The following is a 17342-nucleotide window of genomic DNA, read 5'->3' on the forward strand; positions in this document are numbered from 1 at the left end:
AACGGCTGCGCACTTTTGGTCCCTCATGCCGCCTGTTTGCGCGTATCGAAGACATGGTCGACGATACCCCATTCCCTGGCTTCCCGTGCGGTCATGAAATGGTCTCGATCCAGCGTGCGTTCGACCTCTTCATAGGTGCGGCCGCAATGCTGGGCGTAGAGTTCGGTCATATGGCGTTTGGTCTGGCCGATACGCTGCGCATGACGCTGGATATCGGATGCCTGGCCCTGAAAGCCGCCCAACGGCTGGTGCAGCAGGATGGTCGCGTTGGGCAGTGAGATGCGGCGCCCTGGTGTGCCGGCCATGAGCAGGAATGAACCCATCGACGCGGCAAAACCCATGCACACTGTCGACACCGGGCAACTGATGTATTGCATCGTGTCGTAGATGGCGAAGCCGCTGGTCACCACGCCGCCCGGCGAGTTGATATAAAGCGAGATCTCCTTGTCGGGATTGTCTGATTCCAGCGACAGCAGTTGAGCGCAGACAAGCGCCGACATGTCGTCGTTGACCTCTCCGTTGATGAAGATGATGCGCTCGCGCAGCAGCCGCGAGAAAATGTCGAAAGCGCGTTCGCCGCGACTCGACTGCTCGATCACCATCGGCACCAGACTGGCAACACCGCTCATGGTTCTCATCTACATTGTCCTTGTTCAGGCCGCGCACAGCATGGGCAGGTGGGTGTTTGCGGCGGCAGGTTGTCTGGAGCCGCGCGACCCCAGCGAAAGCCGGCAGCCAATGCCAGCCATGGCAACAGCCGGCATCGCCTTGCGGGCAAAGCCGTCATGGACAATGCGCAGATGCGTGCCGCCGGAAACCGTGCGGGCAAGCGTGAACGTGACGGTGCTGTCGAGCGGGGCTTGTCGCGCCGCATCGCTGGGCCGTGGCTGCTCCCGCCAGGAATAACGCAACAGCCGTTCGGGTTCGGCGTCGAGGATTTCGCATTCGATGGGTGCCTCCGGTCCGGCGAAGGCAAAATGGCTGCCGGCCTCCGGCCTGATGTCGTTCGGCATCATCCAGGCGGCGAGCAACTCGGGCACAGTCAGAGCTCGCCACACCTTTTCCGGCGGCTCGGGAAGGTCGTACTCGAATTCGATCGCATCAGAGGCGACCTTGTCTTGGCCTTCTGCGATCATTGATCTCGCATCCTTCATTGATCCATGTCCTTCAAAACCGTCTTCAGCCTTTCGATGCGCTCCGGCCAGAAGGTGCGGTAGCGTTCGATCCAGGAGAGCAGGGGGGCCAGCCCCTGCGGGTCGGCGCGGTAATAGGCATTGCGGCCAGCTCGCCGCTCGACGACCAAGCCGGCGCTACGCAGCACCGCCAGATGTTGCGACACGGCCGGCTGCGATACCGTCAGCCCGTTGCGCAGTTCCGACACGCTCATCTCGCTTGTGGCGAGACGCTCAAAGACGGCACGGCGCGTCGGATCGGCCAGGGCTCGGAAAATCTCAGCTTCGATCATGGCAAAAGCATAAGTGCATACTTATTGATTTGGCAAGCGGTCTTTTCAAACCCATATGAAGTTTCCGAGCATTGCTGCCATTCCTTGACAATAAGCGGCTATGCATATAGGAACGAAAAGAGAACAAAAACCTTGTGGGAAAAGGCAGCCACAGCAGGCGAGGATTGTCCGTAGCCTGTAAGGTGCGCCAACAAAAATTTGTTTCGGATGAGCGCGGAGAAGTATCATGGCGGGTAGCGTCAACAAGGTCATTCTGGTGGGCAATCTCGGCGCGGACCCTGAAATCCGGCGCCTGAACTCGGGCGAGCCGGTGGTCAACATCCGCATTGCCACGTCCGAAAGCTGGCGCGACAAGAATTCCGGCGAACGCAAGGAAAAGACCGAGTGGCACAACGTCGTCATCTTCAATGACCAGCTCGCCAAGGTGGCGGAGCAGTATTTGAAGAAGGGGATGAAGGTCTATGTCGAGGGCCAGTTGCAGACGCGCAAATGGCAGGACCAGACCGGTGCCGACAAGTACACGACGGAAGTCGTGCTGCAGAAATTCCGCGGCGAGTTGCAGATGCTCGACGCGCGCGGACAGGGCGAGGGCGGCCAGGTCGGCGGCTATTCCGGCGGCGGCGGCAGCAGCCGTGGTTCCGATTTTGGCCAGTCCAGCCCCAACGAAAGCTTCAACCGTGGCGGCGGCGCTCCCAGGGGCGGCGGCGGTGGCGGTTCTTCGCGCGAGTTGGACGACGAAATTCCATTTTGATCGCAATACGATCGCGGCGAACGCAACTTTGGTAGGCATGATGCCCCGAGAGTCCTATGGACTCTCGGGGTTTTGCATTGTCGGATGACCGCCGACTGAGCGATCAAGGAAATTGAGGAAGGACGAGTTCGGTGAAGGCACGGGTAAAATGGGTGGAGGAGCGCACCTTTGTCGGCGAGTCCGGCAGCGGCCACAAACTGGTGCTTGGCACGGCGCTCGGACCAGACGGCAAGACCCCGGGGCCCAGCCCGATGGAACTGCTGCTGATCGGTACCGGCGGCTGTTCAGCCTATGACGTCGTCCATATCCTCGAAAAGGGCCGCGAAGCGATCGAGGACTGTGTCGTCGAACTCGACGCCGACCGGGCCGAAACCGAGCCTCGGGTGTTCACCCGCATCCACATGCATTTCGTCGTCAAGGGCAGGGCGCTTTCGCACGACAAGGTGAAGCGGGCAATCGATCTGTCGATCGAAAAATACTGCTCGGCCTCCGCGATGATGGCCAAGACCGCCACCATCACCCACGATTTCGAAGTCGTCGACACGACGGCCAAGTAGCTCGACGCAGCCCGGTTTGTTCACAAAGACGGCGGACTACCCCGCCATAAGCGCCTTGATGCCGTCGGCGACGAATTGCACGGCGAGCGCTGCCAGGATGACGCCGAGCAGGCGTGTCAGGATCGAGCGGCCGGTCTGGCCGAGGATGCGGTCGATGCGTTCCGACAGCACGAACACCAGATAGGTGATCACCAGGCAGACCAGGATGATGCCGACGAGCGCCGCCTGGGCGGCAAAGCCCTGGAATGAGCCGGAGAGCAGCACGGTCGCAGAAATCGCGCCGGGGCCGGCGATCAACGGGATCGCCAGCGGGAAGGCGGCGATGTTGTGGATCATGTCCTTGGTGATGGCGACGTCGCCGATCTTCTCCTTGCGGTCCTGCCTGCGCTCGAACACCATTTCGAAGGCGATGAAGAACAACAGGAAGCCGCCAGCGACGCGGAAGGCCGGCAGCGTGATGCCGAATACCGACAGGATCGAGGCGCCTGCGACCGCAAACAGCGCCATCACCAGGAAGCCGATGATCGAGGCCCGGACCGAAACCTGCTGGCGTTCCTCGCGGTTCATGCCGCGTGTCACGGCAAGGAACAGCGGTGCGAGGCCGGGTGGGTCGATGGTCACGAGAATGGTGACGAAGGCATTGAACAGGCTGTCGAAGCTCGGCATCTGATCTCCCCACCGGGCCGCGCCCGAACCTCGGCATTCCCCGAACCAGCCTATTGGTAGAGCAAAGCTGGCTCAGGGGAAACTATGAGAGTTGCAGGAATTCAGAGGCGTCGAAGGGGGGCTGGCCGGCTTAGCTATTGGCGCCGCAGTAAGCCTCGAGGCGATAGCCGTCCGGGTCGACAACAAAGGCGGCATAATAGTTTTCACCGTAGTCGGCGCGCCGGCCCGGCGCGCCATTGTCACTGCCGCCAGCCCGCAAAGCGCCGGCATGGAACGCATCGACGCTGCCCCGTGTCGGTGCGGTGAAGCAGAAATGCAGGCCTGACCTTTCGTCGGCCGGCACTGGGCTCGCTGCTTCGTTCACCCATAGGGCCACCGTTTTCGCGCCATAGCCGAGTGAGCCGGGCGACTGGCTGAGGCAGGTGTAGCCGAGCGGCTTCAGGGCCTGGTCGTAGAACCGCTTCGAGGTCTCTGTATCGCGGACTCCGATCGAGACGTGATCAAACATGCTTTTCTCCATTGTTTCAAAGTGTTGGGGTGTCAGGCTCTCGATGATTTGTGCGCCAGAAACTCGACCTCGGTCCGCCAGGTCGCGCCATTGTCGTGCGAGCGTTCGCCCAGCCAACGGAAGCTGTTTGGGGTGATCCGCGAAAAGCTCCAGCGCACCGAGGCGCCGGTCCCGTCAGCGCCCTGCTGGACAATGCTGTCGCCGTCGGCGCGACCGAGCTGACGGCTGTAGTATTGGTTGCGCGGGTCGCTCCAGAAGATATGCCAGGCATCGAGACCGGGATCGTAAATGCGCAGTGTCGTGCCGTAGAAGGTCCAGGCACCAGGCGACGGCTGGGAGCCCTTGTTCCGTGCAGGCAGGATCCAGACGTCCTGGATCGCTCGTCCTTCGAGCACCCAGCCAAAATGCACCTCCCCACGCCCGGTCAGCACCGTGCCGTCCTCGAGATGGCGTGAGGCGTCAAAGCTCCAGGCACCGACGAAGCGGCCGTAGAGCCGCAGTTTGTCGGCAAGGTTTTCCGCCGGTCCAGCGCTGTGCAAGGCCTCAGTGAAGGAGGATTGGTCAGGTTGGGCTTCAGGCATGGCTTCGGCCTCTTCTTGTCAGGAGAGATCAGGCAATAGGCCAGGGCGGGGTTCTGGGCTTGGGGAAAATTGCTATATTTCGGCGATGGCAGCGACTGCGCGCACACTCACATCTGGTCCAGGCTGGCAGGTGGCGGATGTAATCTGCACTGCCGGCGCTGCCGACCGGCCGTTCGAGGAAGCACATCAGGATTTCTGCGTCGCGGCGGTCACTAGCGGCACGTTCCTCTATCGTGCGCAACAAGGCACGGCGATGCTGGCGCCGGGCGCCATCCTGCTCGGCAATGCTGGCACATGCTATGAATGCGGGCACGATCATGGCAGCGGCGACCGCTGCCTCTCCTTGCATTTCGCCCCCGCCTGTCTCGAACAGATCGTTGCTGCTGTTCCCGGTGCGAGGCGACTGACCTTCGGGACGCCGTGCCTGCCGCCATTGCCGGCGTTGGCGCCGCTGCTGGCCGGAGCCGAAGCTGCTCGCGAAACGGGCGACATCGGCGCGCTTGAGGAATTTTCCCTACGCATTGCCGGTTGTGCAGTTGCTGCCGCCTCCGGTGCGGCGCTTGTCAGGCGCGCGCCGAGCAGACGCGACCAGAAACGGGTGGCCGAGGCGGTGCGGCGGATCGAACTCGATAGCGACAGACCGATTTCGCTTGCCGAACTCGCTGGTGAGACCGCAACCAGCCCCTACCATTTCCTGCGCACATTCCGGCAGGTCGCCGGAATGACGCCCTATCAATTCCTGCTGCGGACAAGGCTGAACAAGGCAGCTGTTCGATTGCACACCTCGGATGACGCGATCTTGTCGATCGCCCTGGAGGCCGGCTTCAACGACCTGTCGACCTTCAATCGCCGGTTCCGGAAGGTCATGGGGGAGACGCCAGGGGATTATCGCGGCCGCCGCCGGGCAGGGCGTTGAACACGGTGCCGTCGTCGTTTCGGACGAATCTCAATCCGATGTGTCGGTCAATCCGATGTAGGGCCGCACCAGCCGGGCAGATAGTCCGCGTCCTTGCCCTTGGCCAGGGTCAAAGCTTCCTTCATGGCCTTGTCGAAGTTCTTGGCCACGTCATCCTTGTCGATGCGCCGGCGCAGGAAATCCGCCCAGATGAACTCGGCGAACGGCGTCGTGTCCTTGGCGTAGCCGCCAAGCCGGCGCAGTTCGCCGGCCATGCTTCGATAGGGATCATCGACAAGCTCGGCGATGGTTTTGGGGATGGCGGCGTAGTCGCGGCGCTGTCCGTTTTCGTCGAATGGGTGCATCCAACCGCGATTGTCGAGCACGAAAAGAAAGGAGTCCTTGTCGAGCGCCGACAGGTCGCTGATCACCGTCACAAGCACATCCTTGACACCTTCCTCGATGAGTGCCCGGGCCAGATGGTGGTGGTCGGTGACATAATGGCGTCCCTTCGGCCCGAGCACCGCCGGCACCATATGCGTGCCAAGGAACGTGCCGGTCTTCTTGACGCTCTGCGCCCGGATCATCTGCCGCTTCAAGGCCACCTCCCGCATGCCCACGGTGATCTGCGTCGGTCGCAGTTCTTTCACCGGAACGGGATTCAGCAAAGGTTCTCTTTGGACTGCCATGCTGGAGGGGGTCGTCATGTCGGGCTCTCCTGTTTTTCCGGCGATTGGCCGGAATGCAATGTCCGGACGGCGTCATCGACGCTGTGGAAGACACGTTGCGGACCGATCAGGTCGATAATGCCGAACCGCGCCAGCGCCGCCTGGGCACGCAGCGATTCCATCCGGGCGATGGCAAAGGTCGCGCCCTGGTTGCGGCAATAAGTGATCGTTTCGATCAATGCCTGCGCGGCAGTATAGTCGATTTCGACGACGTTGCTGGCTTCCAGGACGACCAGTTTGGTGCTTCCGCGCCTTGCGTCGATCATGCCGCGCACACCCTGCTTGAAGCGATCGGCATTGACGAAGGACAATGGCGCCTGAAATGCGGCGACCAGCACGCCAGGCAGTTGGTCGCCAACATTTGGCGTGGCCGGCGGCCACCAGATCGACGTTCCCGGCACCTTCTCCAACTCAATGGGTAGCGTGCGCGTCGCGCTCCAGATTCCATGCAGCAGCGAAAGGCCGATGCCGATCGCCACGCCGGTCTGGATGGGCAGTGCGACGATGGCAACCATGGTGGCCAGGATCAGGATGAACTCGATCGGCGCCTGGCGATAGACATTGGCAAACACCTGCCAGCGCAGGATCCGCTGGGCCACGAAAAGCAGCACTCCAGCAAGTGCCGCCTGCGGAACATTGGCAAGCAGGCTGCCGCCAAAGGCGCCGAGCACGAGCACGATGGCGGCGGCGACAATGCTCGCCAATTGTGAATGGCCGCCTGTCTGGGCGACGATGGCAGTGCGCGGCGGGCTGGCATTGACCGGAAAGGCGCCAAGCAGGCCTGCGGCGGCACTGCCGGCGCCGACGCCAACGAAATCCCGGTTGACGTCAGGGGCATCGCCCTGTTGCTGGACGAAGGAGCGTGACGTGGCCGCTGTCTGCACCATGACGACGATGGCGATCAGCAATGCCAGCGGGACCAATGCCTGGGCATCGTCAAGGCTGACAAGCGGCAAGCCGGCCCGCGGCAGGCTGTTTGGCAAGGCGCCAAGCACCGCGACGCCGCGATCGGCAAGACCGAAGGCGATGACGGCCCCTGTCGCCAGCACCACTCCGATCAATGCACCGGGAATGCGGGCGCTTATGCGCTCGGCGACGAACACGATCGCGAACACCCCAAATCCAAGCGCGAGGCTGTAGGGATTGGTCAGATGGAGACTGGAAGCGATTTCGACCACGCGCCGCAAGGTCTCGCCGCTTTCGGCCGGCAGGCCGAGGAGGCCCGGCAGCTGCGAAACGATGATGTGGATGGCGATGCCGGCCAGGAAGCCGGTGGTGACGGGCACCGACAGGAGGTCGGAAATCCAGCCGAGACGAAGGACGCCGCTGAGTGCCACGATCAGTCCGACCATCAGGGCCAGCACGCCCGCCAGTGCCAGATAATGCGGGGAGCCGGTCGTGGCGAGCAGGGCCAAGCTGCCGGCAAAGAGCGGCGTGATGGTTGAGTCAGCCCCCGTCGAGAGGTGGCGGTTGGCTCCGAACACGGCAAAGGCGACCGAACCGGCGACGAAGGCGAAGAAGCCGATCTCTGGCGCAAAGCCGCCAAGACGGGCTGTCGCCATCTGTTCGGGAATGGCGATGGCGGCCAGTGTGATCCCCGCGACGAGGTCGCCATTGATATCCTTCGGGGTCCAGCCGCTCAACGATCGGAACGGCAGCCACGGGGACAGATTCATCGCGCTTGTGGCTTTCACTCGAGAAGCACACTCATTCCATGCTTTGCTTCGATGGCCATGAAAAACGCCTTGGCCATATCGTCGCAATGAGCTGTATCCTTTTGAATTTACCACCAAAATGGACACTGGAAAAGTGCTGGGAATATTGGAGTTTCGGCGCCGCTTCCTATATAAGCGGAAAGTGATTCCTGATTAGATTGTGATCCGATTTGACCGACCAGAAGACACCGCGCGGCGCAGACGGCGGCCCCACAGGCATCGAGCCGATATCCATCATCGAGGAGATGCAGCGTTCGTACCTCGATTACGCGATGAGCGTGATCGTCAGCCGCGCGCTGCCGGACGTGCGCGATGGCCTGAAGCCGGTGCATCGCCGCATTCTCTACGCCGCCCATGAGAGCGGCTACCACTGGAATCGCAAATATGTGAAGTCGGCGCGCCCCGTCGCCGACGTGATGGGTAAGTACCATCCGCATGGCGACGCCTCGATCTATGACGCCTTGGTGCGTATGGCGCAGGACTGGTCGCTGCGCGTGCCGCTGATCGACGGGCAGGGCAATTTCGGCTCCATCGACGGCGATCCGCCGGCGGCGATGCGCTATACGGAATCGCGGCTGACCAAGGTCGCGCATGAACTGCTCGAGGATATCGACAAGGATACCGTCGATTTCCAGGACACCTATGATGCTTCCGACACCGAACCGAAGGTGTTGCCGGCGCGGTTCCCCAACCTTCTGGTCAACGGCTCGGGCGGCATTGCCGTCGGCATGGCCACCAACATCCCGCCGCACAATCTCAGCGAGATCTGCAACGGCGCGATTGCCCTCATCGACAATCCGGCGATCGATCTGCCGGCGCTGATGGAGATCATTCCGGGACCGGATTTCCCGACCGGCGGCATCGTGCTTGGCCGCTCCGGCATCTACAGCGCCTATTCGACCGGCCGTGGGTCCGTCGTCATGCGCGGCAAGGTCAATATCGAACAGCGCGGCAATGACCGCGAGTCGATCATCATCACCGAAGTTCCCTACCAGGTGAACAAGTCGTCGATGATCGAGAAGATGGCCGAACTGGTGCGTGACAAGCGCATCGAGGGCATTTCCGACATTCGCGACGAGAGCGATCGTCAGGGTTATCGCGTCGTCATCGAGTTGAAGCGCGACGCCGTCGCCGACGTCATCTTGAACCAGCTCTACCGGTTCACACCGCTGCAGACCTCCTTTGGCGCCAATATGGTGGCGCTGAACGGTGGCAAGCCGGAACTGATGACGCTGACCGACATGCTGAAGGCGTTTGTGTCCTTCCGCGAAGAGGTCATCACCCGGCGCACCAAATTCCTGCTGCGCAAGGCCCGCGACCGCGCCCATGTTCTGGTCGGCCTTGCGATTGCGGTTGCCAATATCGACGAGGTCATAAAACTGATCCGCACCGCGCCGGACCCGCAAACGGCGCGCGAGCAGTTGATGGAACGGCGCTGGCCGTCCGGCGACGTCGAATCGCTGATCCTGCTGATCGACGATCCGCGTCATCGCATCAATGAGGACGGAACCTACAATCTCTCCGAGGAGCAGGCCCGTGCCATCCTCGAACTGCGCCTGCAGCGCCTGACCGCGCTTGGCCGCGACGAGATCGCCGACGAGTTGAACACGATCGGCGCCGAGATCATCGACTATCTCGACATCCTGTCGTCCCGCGCCCGCGTACAGCAGATCGTCAAGGACGAACTCGCCGCCGTGCGCGACGAGTTCGGTACGCCGCGCCGCACCGAACTCACCGACGGTGGGTCGGACATGGAAGACGAGGACCTGATCCAGCGCGAGGACATGGTCGTGACGGTGAGCCATTCCGGCTACATCAAGCGCGTGCCGCTGTCGCTCTACCGGGCCCAGCGCCGTGGCGGCAAAGGCCGCTCCGGCATGTCGACCAAGGACGAGGATTTCGTTACCCGGCTGTTCGTGGCCAACACGCACACGCCGGTGCTGTTCTTCTCCTCACGCGGCATCGTCTACAAGGAAAAAGTCTGGCGGCTGCCGATCGGCAACCCGCAATCGCGCGGCAAGGCGTTGATCAACATGCTGCCGCTGGAGCAGGGCGAGCGCATCACCACGATCATGCCGCTGCCGGAGGACGAGACGAGCTGGGGCGAGCTCGATGTCATGTTCGCCACGACGCGCGGCACGGTGCGTCGCAACAAGCTTTCCGACTTCGTCCAGGTCAATCGCAATGGCAAGATCGCCATGAAGCTGGAAGAAGAAGGCGACGAGATCCTCGGCGTCGAGACCTGCACCGACAATGACGATGTGCTGCTGACCGCAAGCTCCGGCCAGTGCATCCGGTTCCCAGTCGGCGACGTGCGTGTCTTCCAGAGCCGCAATTCCGTCGGTGTGCGTGGCATCGCCATGGCCGACACCGACAGAGTCATCTCCATGGCGGTGATCGAGCATGTCGATGCGCCCCCGGCCGAGCGCGCCGCCTACCTCAAGCGGGTTGTTGCCGAACGGCGGCTTGCCGCCGGCATCGCGGCAGGCGAGGAAGAAGAGATCGCGCTGACCAATGAAGAGGTCGGCGAAGAGGCGGAGCTTTCCGACGAGCGTTACGAGTTCCTGAAGCTGCACGAACAGTTCGTGCTGACTGTGACGGAATATGGTTATGGCAAGCGGTCATCGTCCTACGATTTCCGGCTGACGGGACGCGGCGGCAAGGGTATCCGTGCCACCGACGTGTCGAAAACCGCTGAGATCGGGAGGCTGGTGGCGACCTTCCCGGTCGGCAATGATGACCAGATCATGCTGGTTTCTGACGGTGGAACCGTCATCCGCGTGCCGGTCAACGGCATCCGTTTCGCCAGCCGCGCCACCAAGGGCGTGACCATCTTCAATACGGCCGAAGGTGAAAAGGTCGTGTCGGTGGAGCGGATTTCAGAGCCGCAGTCCGAGGAAGAAGCCGAAGATACCGGCAATCCCGAAGGTGCCGCGGCAGATGCCGGTCCAGAGAGCGCGGAATAGGTTTCGACACAGCAACGCCGGCCCTTGGGCCGGCGCGGCACTGCGGCAACAAAACTCTATTGGTTCAGAAGTGGCGATACGGCTTGCGGACGCCGAAACCTTCGAACCGCTTGGTATTTGCCCTGGCGCGGACGCGTTGTGCTTCCTGATGAAGCCCGAATGCAGTGGCAATCAGCATGGCGACGGTCATTGCGGTGGCGAGCATGTAGATCAGCATTTGCGTGTTCTCCTGCAGCCTGTAACGCTTAGATGGGGCTTTGGTTTCATCCTATGAAGCTGCAATCTAGTGAACGCTGCGTGAAGCATTCGTGATCGGCCCGTTCATCTGTCGTTCATGCGGCTGGAAAGGTTCACGCGCGGTTCGCCGATCGGATTTGCCTTTGCAAGAGAGGCTCGCTAGAAGCACCAGCCATGATTGAACGCATTGCTCTTTACGCTGGCTCTTTCGACCCGCTGACCAACGGCCATCTCGACGTCTTGAAAGCGTCGCTGGCCGTCGCTGATATCGTCTATGCGGCGATCGGCATCCACCCCGGCAAGAAGCCGCTGTTTTCCTTCGAGGAACGGGTGAAACTGATCGAGACGGCTACAAAAGCGGAATTCGGTGCCGACGGCGCGCGCATCAAGGTTGTTGCCTTCGACGGGCTGGTCATCGATGCCGCCAGGAAAGAGGGCGCTTCGATCATGATCCGCGGCCTGCGTGACGGCACCGACCTCGACTACGAGATGCAGATGGCTGGCATGAACGAGACCATGGCACCGGAATTGCAGACGGTCTTTCTGCCCGCCAGTCCCTCGGTGCGAACCATTACCGCCACACTTGTCCGCCAGATAGCCTCGATGGGCGGCGACATACGCCCCTTCGTGCCGGCGGCGGTTGCCGGCGCGCTCACCGCAAAATTCGCGAAATAAGATCCCGGAGATACAAATGCAGCTCAAAAGGCTCGCCTCATTCCTTGTCGTGCTCGCCGGTCTTGTGACCGCGTCCGTTTCGGCCTTCGCCGCTGAGCCGGAAAACACCATGATCATCACGCTGAAGGACGGCGACGTGACCATTGCGCTCAGGCCCGATCTTGCGCCGAAACATGTCGCGCAGATCAAGAAGCTGGTGCGCCAGGGCGCTTACGACAACGTCGCCTTCCACCGTGTCATCGACGGCTTCATGGCGCAGACCGGCGACGTCAAGTTCGGCAACATGAAGAAGGGCTTCAGTGCCGATGCAGTCGGAACCGGTGGTTCCGACCTTCCCGACCTGCCGGCAGAATTCTCCAAGACGGAGCACTTCACGCGCGGCGCGGTCGGCATGGCCCGCTCGCAGAATCCGAACTCCGCCAATTCGCAGTTCTTCATCATGTTCGCGCCGGCGCCCAACCTCGATGGCCAGTACACCATCGTCGGCAATGTCGTCAGCGGCATGGACCTGGTTGACAAGATCAAGAAAGGCGACGAGGCCAACAACGGGAGCGTCTCGGATCCCGATCGCATGATCAAGGTGCGTATCGCCGCCGACGGCAAGTAAATCTGTTCATTTTCAAAAGGATATCTGACATGGCTGAGATCAAGGACCGCGAGAACGCGCTCATCATGGAGACGACCAAGGGCAACGTCGTCATCGAACTTTTTCCCGACCTGGCACCTGGCCATGTCGCCCGCATCAAGGAGCTGGCGCGTGAAGGCGCCTATGACGGCGTGGTGTTCCATCGCGTCATCGAGGGGTTCATGGCGCAGACCGGCGATGTGAAGTTCGGCAATTCGAGCAAATCCACATTTGCCCCGTCCCGGGCTGGCATGGGTGGCTCGGAGAAGCCTGACTTGAAGGCTGAATTCTCCAACGCCAACCATGGCCGCGGCACCTGCTCGATGGCGCGTTCGCAGAACCCGAACTCGGCCAACTCGCAGTTCTTCATCTGCTTCGACGATGCCGCCTTCCTCAACCGCCAGTACACGGTCTGGGGCCAGGTCATCGAAGGCATGGACAATGTCGACAAGATCAAGCGCGGCGAGCCGGTTGTCGATCCCGACAAGATCGTGTCGCTGAAGGTCGCGGCCGACGTCAAGTAAGGCGAATTACAATGATGGGCGTCGTCTGGTCGCTTCTCGGCATCCTGTCCGGCGCCTTCATTGCCATTCAGGCACCGATCAATTCGCAATTGGCGCGCGGCCTGGGGCTCCCGGTCGCCGCCGCTGCGTTTTCGTTCCTGTCGGGTGCGGTCGTGCTCGGCATCATCTCCGTCGCGGCGGTGAAACTGCAGGGCATATCGCTCGACTGGAAAGCGTCGGCGCCCTGGCTGTTCGTGGCCGGCGGCATGCTCGGCGGCTTCTATGTCACGCTGTCGACGATTCTCACGCCGCGCATCGGTGCGGCCGCGCTGATGGCGTTCCTGGTGGCCGGCCAGCTGCTGGCAGGCATGCTCATTGACCGCGTTGGTTTCCTCGGCGTCGCCGTGCGCGAGATTTCGCTCGGCCGCATCGCGGGCGCGGTGCTGCTGCTGGCCGGAGCGCTGCTCGTTCGGCTCTTTTGATTTATGCGCGTCGATCTCTTTGACTTTGAACTGCCGGAGGAGCGCATCGCGCTGCGACCGGCAGAACCGCGTGACAGTGCCAGGATGCTTGTCGTCAGGCCGGGCGACGGGCTGGAGGACCGGATCGTTCGCGACCTGCCATCATTGCTGAGGGCCGGCGATGTGCTGGTCTTCAACGACACCAAGGTCATTCCTGCCCAGTTGAAGGGTATCCGACGTCGCGGAGAGGCTGTCGCACAGGTGGAGGCCACGCTGCATATGCGCATGGCTGGCGATCGCTGGCTGGCCTTCATGCGGCCGGGCAAGCGCATCGCCGCCGGCGATCGCATCCATTTCGGCCATGACGGCAATTCATGCTTTCTCGGCCAGTTGGATGCCACGGTGATCGAAAAGGGCGACGGCGGCGAGGTGCTGCTCGGCTTTGACCTTTCCGGTGTGTTCCTGGACGAGGCGCTGCATGCCGTCGGCCACATTCCACTGCCGCCTTACATCGCCTCGAAGCGCGACGACGACGAGCGCGACCGCAGCGACTACCAGACCATCTATGCCCGGGAGGAGGGTGCCGTGGCTGCACCCACGGCAGGCCTGCATTTCACGCCGGAGCTTTTCGCGGCGCTCGATGCAAAGGGCGTGGAGCGCCGTTTCGTGACGCTGCATGTCGGCGCCGGTACGTTCCTTCCCGTGAAGGCCGATGATACAGCCGACCACAAGATGCATGCCGAGACCGGTTCGGTCAGCCAGGACACCGCCGATGCGCTAAACGCGGCAAAGGCGAGGGGTGGGCGCATCATTGCAGTCGGCACGACGTCGCTACGCTTGCTGGAGAGCGCCGCACGCCCGGACGGCACACTGCCAGCATGGTCAGGCCCCACGGACATCTTCATCACGCCGGGCTACCGCTTTCGCACCGCCGACATGCTGATGACCAATTTTCACCTGCCGCGCTCGACCCTGTTCATGCTGGTTTCGGCCTTCAGCGGCCTCGACACGATGCGCGCGGCCTATTCGCATGCCATCGACAACCGCTACAGGTTCTACTCTTACGGAGATGCCAGTCTTCTCTTCAGGGAGGTGAACGATGGGCAATGATCTCAGCGTTCGGGATGACCGCGGATGCGCCGGTGCACGATAGGGAATTCAATGACTGAGGCGTTCACCTTCAAGGTTCTGGCGACTGACGGCAAGGCGCGGCGCGGCGCGATCACCATGCCGCGCGGGGAAATCCGCACACCCGCCTTCATGCCGGTCGGCACCGGCGGCACCGTCAAAACCATGTATATGGACCAGGTGCGCGGCGTCGGCGCCGACATCATCCTGGGCAACACCTACCATCTGATGCTCAGGCCCGGCGCCGAGCGCGTGGCGCGGCTCGGCGGCCTGCATGAGTTCGCCCGCTGGCCACATCCGATCCTGACCGACAGTGGCGGCTTCCAGGTGATGTCGCTGTCGAAGCTGCGGAAACTGACCGAAAAGGGCGTCACCTTCCGCTCGCATATCGACGGCGCCGCTTACGAGATGTCGCCGGAACGCTCGATCGAGATCCAGGGGCTGCTCGATTCCGACATCCAGATGCAGCTCGACGAATGCACTGCGCTGCCGGCCGAGACGAAGGAAATCGAGCGCGCCATGGAGCTGTCGCTGCGTTGGGCCGAGCGCTGCAAGACTGCGTTTGGCGACCAGCCTGGCAAGGCGATGTTCGGCATCGTGCAAGGCGGCGACAATGCCGACTTGCGTGTGCGCTCGGCACAGGCGCTGAGCGCGATGGAGTTGAAGGGCTATGCCGTAGGCGGCCTGGCCGTGGGCGAGCCGCAAGCCGTGATGCTCGAGATGCTCGACATCACCTGCCCGGAACTGCCGGCGGACAAACCACGCTATCTGATGGGCGTCGGCACGCCGGACGACATTTTGAAATCGGTGGCGCGCGGTATCGACATGTTCGACTGCGTGATGCCGACGCGGGCCGGCCGCCACGGCCTTGCGTACACGCGGCGTGGCAAGGTCAATCTGCGCAACGCCCGCCATGCCGACGATCCCCGCCCTCTCGACGAGGAAAGCGATTGCCCGGCGGCGCGCGACTATTCGCGCGCCTATCTGCACCATCTCGTGCGTTCGCAGGAGGCGTTGGGCGCGATGCTTCTGACCTGGAACAATCTTTCCTATTATCAGAAACTGATGCAGGACATTCGTGCCGCGATAGAGGGCGGTGCTTTCGAGCCGCGGGGCGCGGAGATTTCCGAAGGCTGGGCGCGGGGCGATATCCCAGCCATTTGACCCTCAGGTGCTCAATGAGTTCGCCGCGCGCAGACTGCAGCCGGTGATCTGGAATGTGCCGTCGGGCTGCTGCTGGAGCGTGTACACTGCTTCATAGTCCTTGCCGTCGGGTCCCACGATCAGCACCTGCTGGACAATCGATGTCGGACCCGTCTCCTGCACCTTGCCGAAGGAGTAGGTCTGCGGCTTGCGCACTGGCGGATAACCGTTGGTGACCATGTTCATGAACAAGTCGACGGTCGGGAAGGTCTGCTTCACGTTCGGTGCGGCAAAGCTGTAGGCGCGTGCGCCATCATTGGCGATAAAGGCTTTCAGCTGACCGTCGATGACCGTCTGGGCTGCCTTGACTTCAGCATCCCCGGCCAGCGCCGACGACTCAAAGAGGAGTGGAACGAGTGCGAGTGCGAGAAATGCGCGACGCATGATCTGCCTCCGTTGTCCCTCGAAAAGTTATCCCCAAAAAATTGCTGTCCGAGGGTACATCATAACATACGCAATACCTTACGTATCTTGGCGCTTCAGGGTTTCAGCAGCAGCAAACATTCGCCTCAGAATGGCCAAACAATGGCCAAACCCGCGGGTTTAAGCATACTTTAAGGGGCTGCGCTCATCCTCGGGGCGAGGGGGATTTCAAATCAGAACCCACGGGACGAACAATGTCTGAACAGATTCATCGACGTGCCTTTCTGAAAGTTGCCGCAAGCTTTGCGGTTCTGGCTCCTCTGCCCGCATGGGCAGGTGCTGCCCAAGTGCCTTTCGACCCGGCGATTCCCGCACTCGGCAATCCCCGAGGTAATGTGACAATCGCTGAATTCGTCGATTATCAGTGCCCCATCTGCAAGCTCACCTACGTGCAATTGAAAAAGCTTCTCGCCGAGGATCATGGCATCCGGTTGGTGATGAAGGACTGGCCGATCTTCGGTGATGCTTCGCGCGATGCGGCCCGCATGGCGCTCTCCGCCGGCCCACACTATGCCAGGGCGGTGAATGCCCTGATGGCCAGCGGGCAAGGACTTTCCGAACATCGTACGAACGAGATTCTCGCTTCTGCCGGCGTCGATGTGACCAAGGTGCGTGCCGGTCTCGCTGCCCGTCAGCCGAAGATCGATGCCGTTCTTTCTCGCAACGGGGCCCAGGCAAATGCCTTCGGGCTGCGCGGCACGCCGGCGCTGGTGATCGGCGGGACCTTGTACCGGCACGGCTTGTCCGTGGCGGACCTCAAGGTCGCTGTTGCCAAGGCACGGGCAGCCTGAGCAAGGGCAGCCTGAGACAGTCCTGAAGCTTGAAAGCCGGGCGGCAGTCTGCGACAAGGGCCGCTTCCAGCGCATGATCCTTGCCGAAAATCGGATTCGATTTTCGGCAAGGATCATGCGCAAATCAACGTGCTGCGACATCCTTCGCGCGCCCCAGAGACGCGCGGCGCTGTCGGTACGAGCTTGGGCGGGACGGAGCAATGAGAGCGTTTTTCGTGCAGATCAAATGCGACCTGGGCAAGGCCTATCAAGTGGCCAGCGCGCTCGCGGATGCCGAGATCGCCTCGGAGATCTACTCGACCGCGGGAAACTACGATCTGCTCGCCAAATTCTATGTCGACGACGAGGAGGACATTGGCCACTTCGTCAATGAGAAAGTGCAGATTCTTCCCGGCATCAAGGACACGTTCACAGTCGTTACCTTCCGAGCGTTCTGATCGCGTCCATGATCTGCTTGACCGCGA

At 61.9% G+C, this 17342-nt stretch carries 22 protein-coding genes; 12 read left to right on the top strand and 10 right to left on the bottom strand.

What is annotated here, in order from left to right; all coding sequences use genetic code 11:
* Nucleotides 1-23: 23 nt before the first annotated feature.
* Genes ABVQ20_RS06445 through ABVQ20_RS06455 form a run of 3 tightly spaced genes read right to left on the bottom strand, consistent with a single transcriptional unit; the run spans nt 24 to nt 1465 of the window.
* Nucleotides 24-629: an ATP-dependent Clp protease proteolytic subunit gene (locus ABVQ20_RS06445; protein WP_354462139.1), complete on the bottom strand. Its 606-nt coding sequence runs from the start codon at nt 627-629 to the stop codon at nt 24-26.
* A 24-nt stretch (nt 630-653) separates the two neighbouring features.
* A complete protein-coding gene (locus ABVQ20_RS06450) occupies nt 654-1136 on the bottom strand; it encodes an SRPBCC family protein (RefSeq protein ID WP_354458710.1) in 483 nt (160 codons plus the stop codon).
* A gap of 14 nt (nt 1137-1150) precedes the next feature.
* Nucleotides 1151-1465: an ArsR/SmtB family transcription factor gene (locus tag ABVQ20_RS06455; protein ID WP_354458711.1), complete on the bottom strand. Its 315-nt coding sequence runs from the start codon at nt 1463-1465 to the stop codon at nt 1151-1153.
* A gap of 226 nt (nt 1466-1691) precedes the next feature.
* Here ABVQ20_RS06455 and ABVQ20_RS06460 point away from each other — a divergent pair, with 226 nt between their 5' ends.
* Nucleotides 1692-2216, top strand: coding sequence for a single-stranded DNA-binding protein (locus ABVQ20_RS06460; RefSeq protein WP_354458712.1), 525 nt, complete (start codon nt 1692-1694; stop codon nt 2214-2216).
* A gap of 131 nt (nt 2217-2347) precedes the next feature.
* Nucleotides 2348-2773, top strand: a complete 426-nt coding sequence (locus tag ABVQ20_RS06465; RefSeq protein WP_354458713.1) for an OsmC family protein — start codon at nt 2348-2350, stop codon at nt 2771-2773.
* Nucleotides 2774-2809: 36 nt separating this feature from the next.
* Here the strand turns inward: ABVQ20_RS06465 and ABVQ20_RS06470 are convergent, their stop codons facing one another.
* The 3 genes from ABVQ20_RS06470 to ABVQ20_RS06480 form a co-directional block, all read right to left on the bottom strand.
* Nucleotides 2810-3439, bottom strand: coding sequence for a MarC family protein (locus tag ABVQ20_RS06470; RefSeq protein WP_227347132.1), 630 nt, complete (start codon nt 3437-3439; stop codon nt 2810-2812).
* A 130-nt stretch (nt 3440-3569) separates the two neighbouring features.
* Nucleotides 3570-3947: a VOC family protein gene (locus ABVQ20_RS06475; protein WP_354458714.1), complete on the bottom strand. Its 378-nt coding sequence runs from the start codon at nt 3945-3947 to the stop codon at nt 3570-3572.
* Nucleotides 3948-3979: 32 nt separating this feature from the next.
* On the bottom strand, nt 3980-4528 hold the full coding sequence (locus tag ABVQ20_RS06480) for a hypothetical protein (protein ID WP_354458715.1): 549 nt from the start codon (nt 4526-4528) through the stop codon (nt 3980-3982).
* Between the two features lie 85 nt (nt 4529-4613).
* Between ABVQ20_RS06480 and ABVQ20_RS06485 the strand changes: the two genes are divergently transcribed.
* On the top strand, nt 4614-5444 hold the full coding sequence (locus ABVQ20_RS06485) for a helix-turn-helix transcriptional regulator (RefSeq protein ID WP_354458716.1): 831 nt from the start codon (nt 4614-4616) through the stop codon (nt 5442-5444).
* Nucleotides 5445-5491: 47 nt separating this feature from the next.
* On the opposite strand, the gene ABVQ20_RS06490 is transcribed toward ABVQ20_RS06485, so the two are convergent.
* A complete protein-coding gene (locus tag ABVQ20_RS06490; RefSeq protein ID WP_354462140.1) occupies nt 5492-6112 on the bottom strand; it encodes a ParB-like protein in 621 nt (206 codons plus the stop codon).
* A gap of 14 nt (nt 6113-6126) precedes the next feature.
* Nucleotides 6127-7827 (bottom strand): SulP family inorganic anion transporter, encoded by a 1701-nt coding sequence (locus ABVQ20_RS06495; RefSeq protein ID WP_354458717.1) that lies wholly within the window; start codon nt 7825-7827, stop codon nt 6127-6129.
* Between the two features lie 209 nt (nt 7828-8036).
* Here ABVQ20_RS06495 and gyrA point away from each other — a divergent pair, with 209 nt between their 5' ends.
* Nucleotides 8037-10832 (top strand): DNA gyrase subunit A, encoded by a 2796-nt coding sequence (gyrA, locus tag ABVQ20_RS06500; protein ID WP_354458718.1) that lies wholly within the window; start codon nt 8037-8039, stop codon nt 10830-10832.
* Nucleotides 10833-10896: 64 nt separating this feature from the next.
* Here the strand turns inward: gyrA and ABVQ20_RS06505 are convergent, their stop codons facing one another.
* Complete coding sequence (locus ABVQ20_RS06505; protein WP_354458719.1) at nt 10897-11049, bottom strand: hypothetical protein; 153 nt, start codon at nt 11047-11049, stop codon at nt 10897-10899.
* Nucleotides 11050-11243: 194 nt separating this feature from the next.
* Between ABVQ20_RS06505 and coaD the strand changes: the two genes are divergently transcribed.
* From coaD to tgt, 6 genes are all read left to right on the top strand, one after another.
* The gene (gene coaD / locus ABVQ20_RS06510; protein WP_354458720.1) at nt 11244-11744 is read left to right on the top strand and encodes a pantetheine-phosphate adenylyltransferase; all 501 of its coding nucleotides are present in this window, start codon (nt 11244-11246) and stop codon (nt 11742-11744) included.
* A 109-nt stretch (nt 11745-11853) separates the two neighbouring features.
* Nucleotides 11854-12351 carry a peptidylprolyl isomerase gene (locus ABVQ20_RS06515; RefSeq protein WP_435528410.1) on the top strand — a complete coding sequence of 166 codons (498 nt, stop codon included), beginning with the start codon at nt 11854-11856 and terminating at the stop codon, nt 12349-12351.
* A gap of 29 nt (nt 12352-12380) precedes the next feature.
* Nucleotides 12381-12893: a peptidylprolyl isomerase gene (locus ABVQ20_RS06520; protein WP_354458722.1), complete on the top strand. Its 513-nt coding sequence runs from the start codon at nt 12381-12383 to the stop codon at nt 12891-12893.
* An 11-nt stretch (nt 12894-12904) separates the two neighbouring features.
* Nucleotides 12905-13354, top strand: a complete 450-nt coding sequence (locus ABVQ20_RS06525; RefSeq protein WP_354458723.1) for a DMT family transporter — start codon at nt 12905-12907, stop codon at nt 13352-13354.
* Between the two features lie 3 nt (nt 13355-13357).
* Nucleotides 13358-14443 (top strand): tRNA preQ1(34) S-adenosylmethionine ribosyltransferase-isomerase QueA, encoded by a 1086-nt coding sequence (gene queA, locus ABVQ20_RS06530; protein ID WP_354458724.1) that lies wholly within the window; start codon nt 13358-13360, stop codon nt 14441-14443.
* Between the two features lie 51 nt (nt 14444-14494).
* Entirely contained in the window at nt 14495-15625 is a 1131-nt protein-coding gene (tgt, locus tag ABVQ20_RS06535) for a tRNA guanosine(34) transglycosylase Tgt (RefSeq protein WP_354458725.1), read from the top strand.
* Between the two features lie 3 nt (nt 15626-15628).
* Here the strand turns inward: tgt and ABVQ20_RS06540 are convergent, their stop codons facing one another.
* Nucleotides 15629-16048, bottom strand: coding sequence for a DUF4864 domain-containing protein (locus ABVQ20_RS06540; protein WP_354458726.1), 420 nt, complete (start codon nt 16046-16048; stop codon nt 15629-15631).
* Nucleotides 16049-16281: 233 nt separating this feature from the next.
* On the opposite strand from ABVQ20_RS06540, the gene ABVQ20_RS06545 reads away from it, so the two are divergent.
* Complete coding sequence (locus tag ABVQ20_RS06545; RefSeq protein WP_354458727.1) at nt 16282-16878, top strand: DsbA family protein; 597 nt, start codon at nt 16282-16284, stop codon at nt 16876-16878.
* Nucleotides 16879-17078: 200 nt separating this feature from the next.
* Nucleotides 17079-17315: an Lrp/AsnC ligand binding domain-containing protein gene (locus ABVQ20_RS06550; RefSeq protein ID WP_227347143.1), complete on the top strand. Its 237-nt coding sequence runs from the start codon at nt 17079-17081 to the stop codon at nt 17313-17315.
* Nucleotides 17316-17342 lie beyond the last annotated feature (27 nt).

Source organism: Mesorhizobium shangrilense (assembly GCF_040537815.1).
Lineage (GTDB): Bacteria > Pseudomonadota > Alphaproteobacteria > Rhizobiales > Rhizobiaceae > Mesorhizobium > Mesorhizobium shangrilense.

What these genes read in the sequence shown, in the direction of transcription:
- ABVQ20_RS06550 (WP_227347143.1), top strand. Translation starts at nt 17,079, where the DNA reads ATGAGAGCGTTTTTCGTGCAGATCAAATGCGACCTGGGCAAGGCCTAT.
- ABVQ20_RS06520 (WP_354458722.1), top strand. Translation starts at nt 12,381, where the DNA reads ATGGCTGAGATCAAGGACCGCGAGAACGCGCTCATCATGGAGACGACC.
- ABVQ20_RS06490 (WP_354462140.1), bottom strand. Translation starts at nt 6,112, where the DNA reads ATGGCAGTCCAAAGAGAACCTTTGCTGAATCCCGTTCCGGTGAAAGAA.
- ABVQ20_RS06450 (WP_354458710.1), bottom strand. Translation starts at nt 1,136, where the DNA reads ATGATCGCAGAAGGCCAAGACAAGGTCGCCTCTGATGCGATCGAATTC.
- ABVQ20_RS06505 (WP_354458719.1), bottom strand. Translation starts at nt 11,049, where the DNA reads ATGCTGATCTACATGCTCGCCACCGCAATGACCGTCGCCATGCTGATT.
- ABVQ20_RS06480 (WP_354458715.1), bottom strand. Translation starts at nt 4,528, where the DNA reads ATGCCTGAAGCCCAACCTGACCAATCCTCCTTCACTGAGGCCTTGCAC.
- ABVQ20_RS06525 (WP_354458723.1), top strand. Translation starts at nt 12,905, where the DNA reads ATGATGGGCGTCGTCTGGTCGCTTCTCGGCATCCTGTCCGGCGCCTTC.
- tgt (WP_354458725.1), top strand. Translation starts at nt 14,495, where the DNA reads ATGACTGAGGCGTTCACCTTCAAGGTTCTGGCGACTGACGGCAAGGCG.
- ABVQ20_RS06545 (WP_354458727.1), top strand. Translation starts at nt 16,282, where the DNA reads ATGTCTGAACAGATTCATCGACGTGCCTTTCTGAAAGTTGCCGCAAGC.
- ABVQ20_RS06445 (WP_354462139.1), bottom strand. Translation starts at nt 629, where the DNA reads ATGAGCGGTGTTGCCAGTCTGGTGCCGATGGTGATCGAGCAGTCGAGT.
- ABVQ20_RS06515 (WP_435528410.1), top strand. Translation starts at nt 11,854, where the DNA reads ATGATCATCACGCTGAAGGACGGCGACGTGACCATTGCGCTCAGGCCC.
- ABVQ20_RS06460 (WP_354458712.1), top strand. Translation starts at nt 1,692, where the DNA reads ATGGCGGGTAGCGTCAACAAGGTCATTCTGGTGGGCAATCTCGGCGCG.
- ABVQ20_RS06540 (WP_354458726.1), bottom strand. Translation starts at nt 16,048, where the DNA reads ATGCGTCGCGCATTTCTCGCACTCGCACTCGTTCCACTCCTCTTTGAG.
- queA (WP_354458724.1), top strand. Translation starts at nt 13,358, where the DNA reads ATGCGCGTCGATCTCTTTGACTTTGAACTGCCGGAGGAGCGCATCGCG.
- ABVQ20_RS06495 (WP_354458717.1), bottom strand. Translation starts at nt 7,827, where the DNA reads ATGAATCTGTCCCCGTGGCTGCCGTTCCGATCGTTGAGCGGCTGGACC.
- ABVQ20_RS06455 (WP_354458711.1), bottom strand. Translation starts at nt 1,465, where the DNA reads ATGATCGAAGCTGAGATTTTCCGAGCCCTGGCCGATCCGACGCGCCGT.
- coaD (WP_354458720.1), top strand. Translation starts at nt 11,244, where the DNA reads ATGATTGAACGCATTGCTCTTTACGCTGGCTCTTTCGACCCGCTGACC.
- ABVQ20_RS06470 (WP_227347132.1), bottom strand. Translation starts at nt 3,439, where the DNA reads ATGCCGAGCTTCGACAGCCTGTTCAATGCCTTCGTCACCATTCTCGTG.
- ABVQ20_RS06475 (WP_354458714.1), bottom strand. Translation starts at nt 3,947, where the DNA reads ATGTTTGATCACGTCTCGATCGGAGTCCGCGATACAGAGACCTCGAAG.
- ABVQ20_RS06485 (WP_354458716.1), top strand. Translation starts at nt 4,614, where the DNA reads ATGGCAGCGACTGCGCGCACACTCACATCTGGTCCAGGCTGGCAGGTG.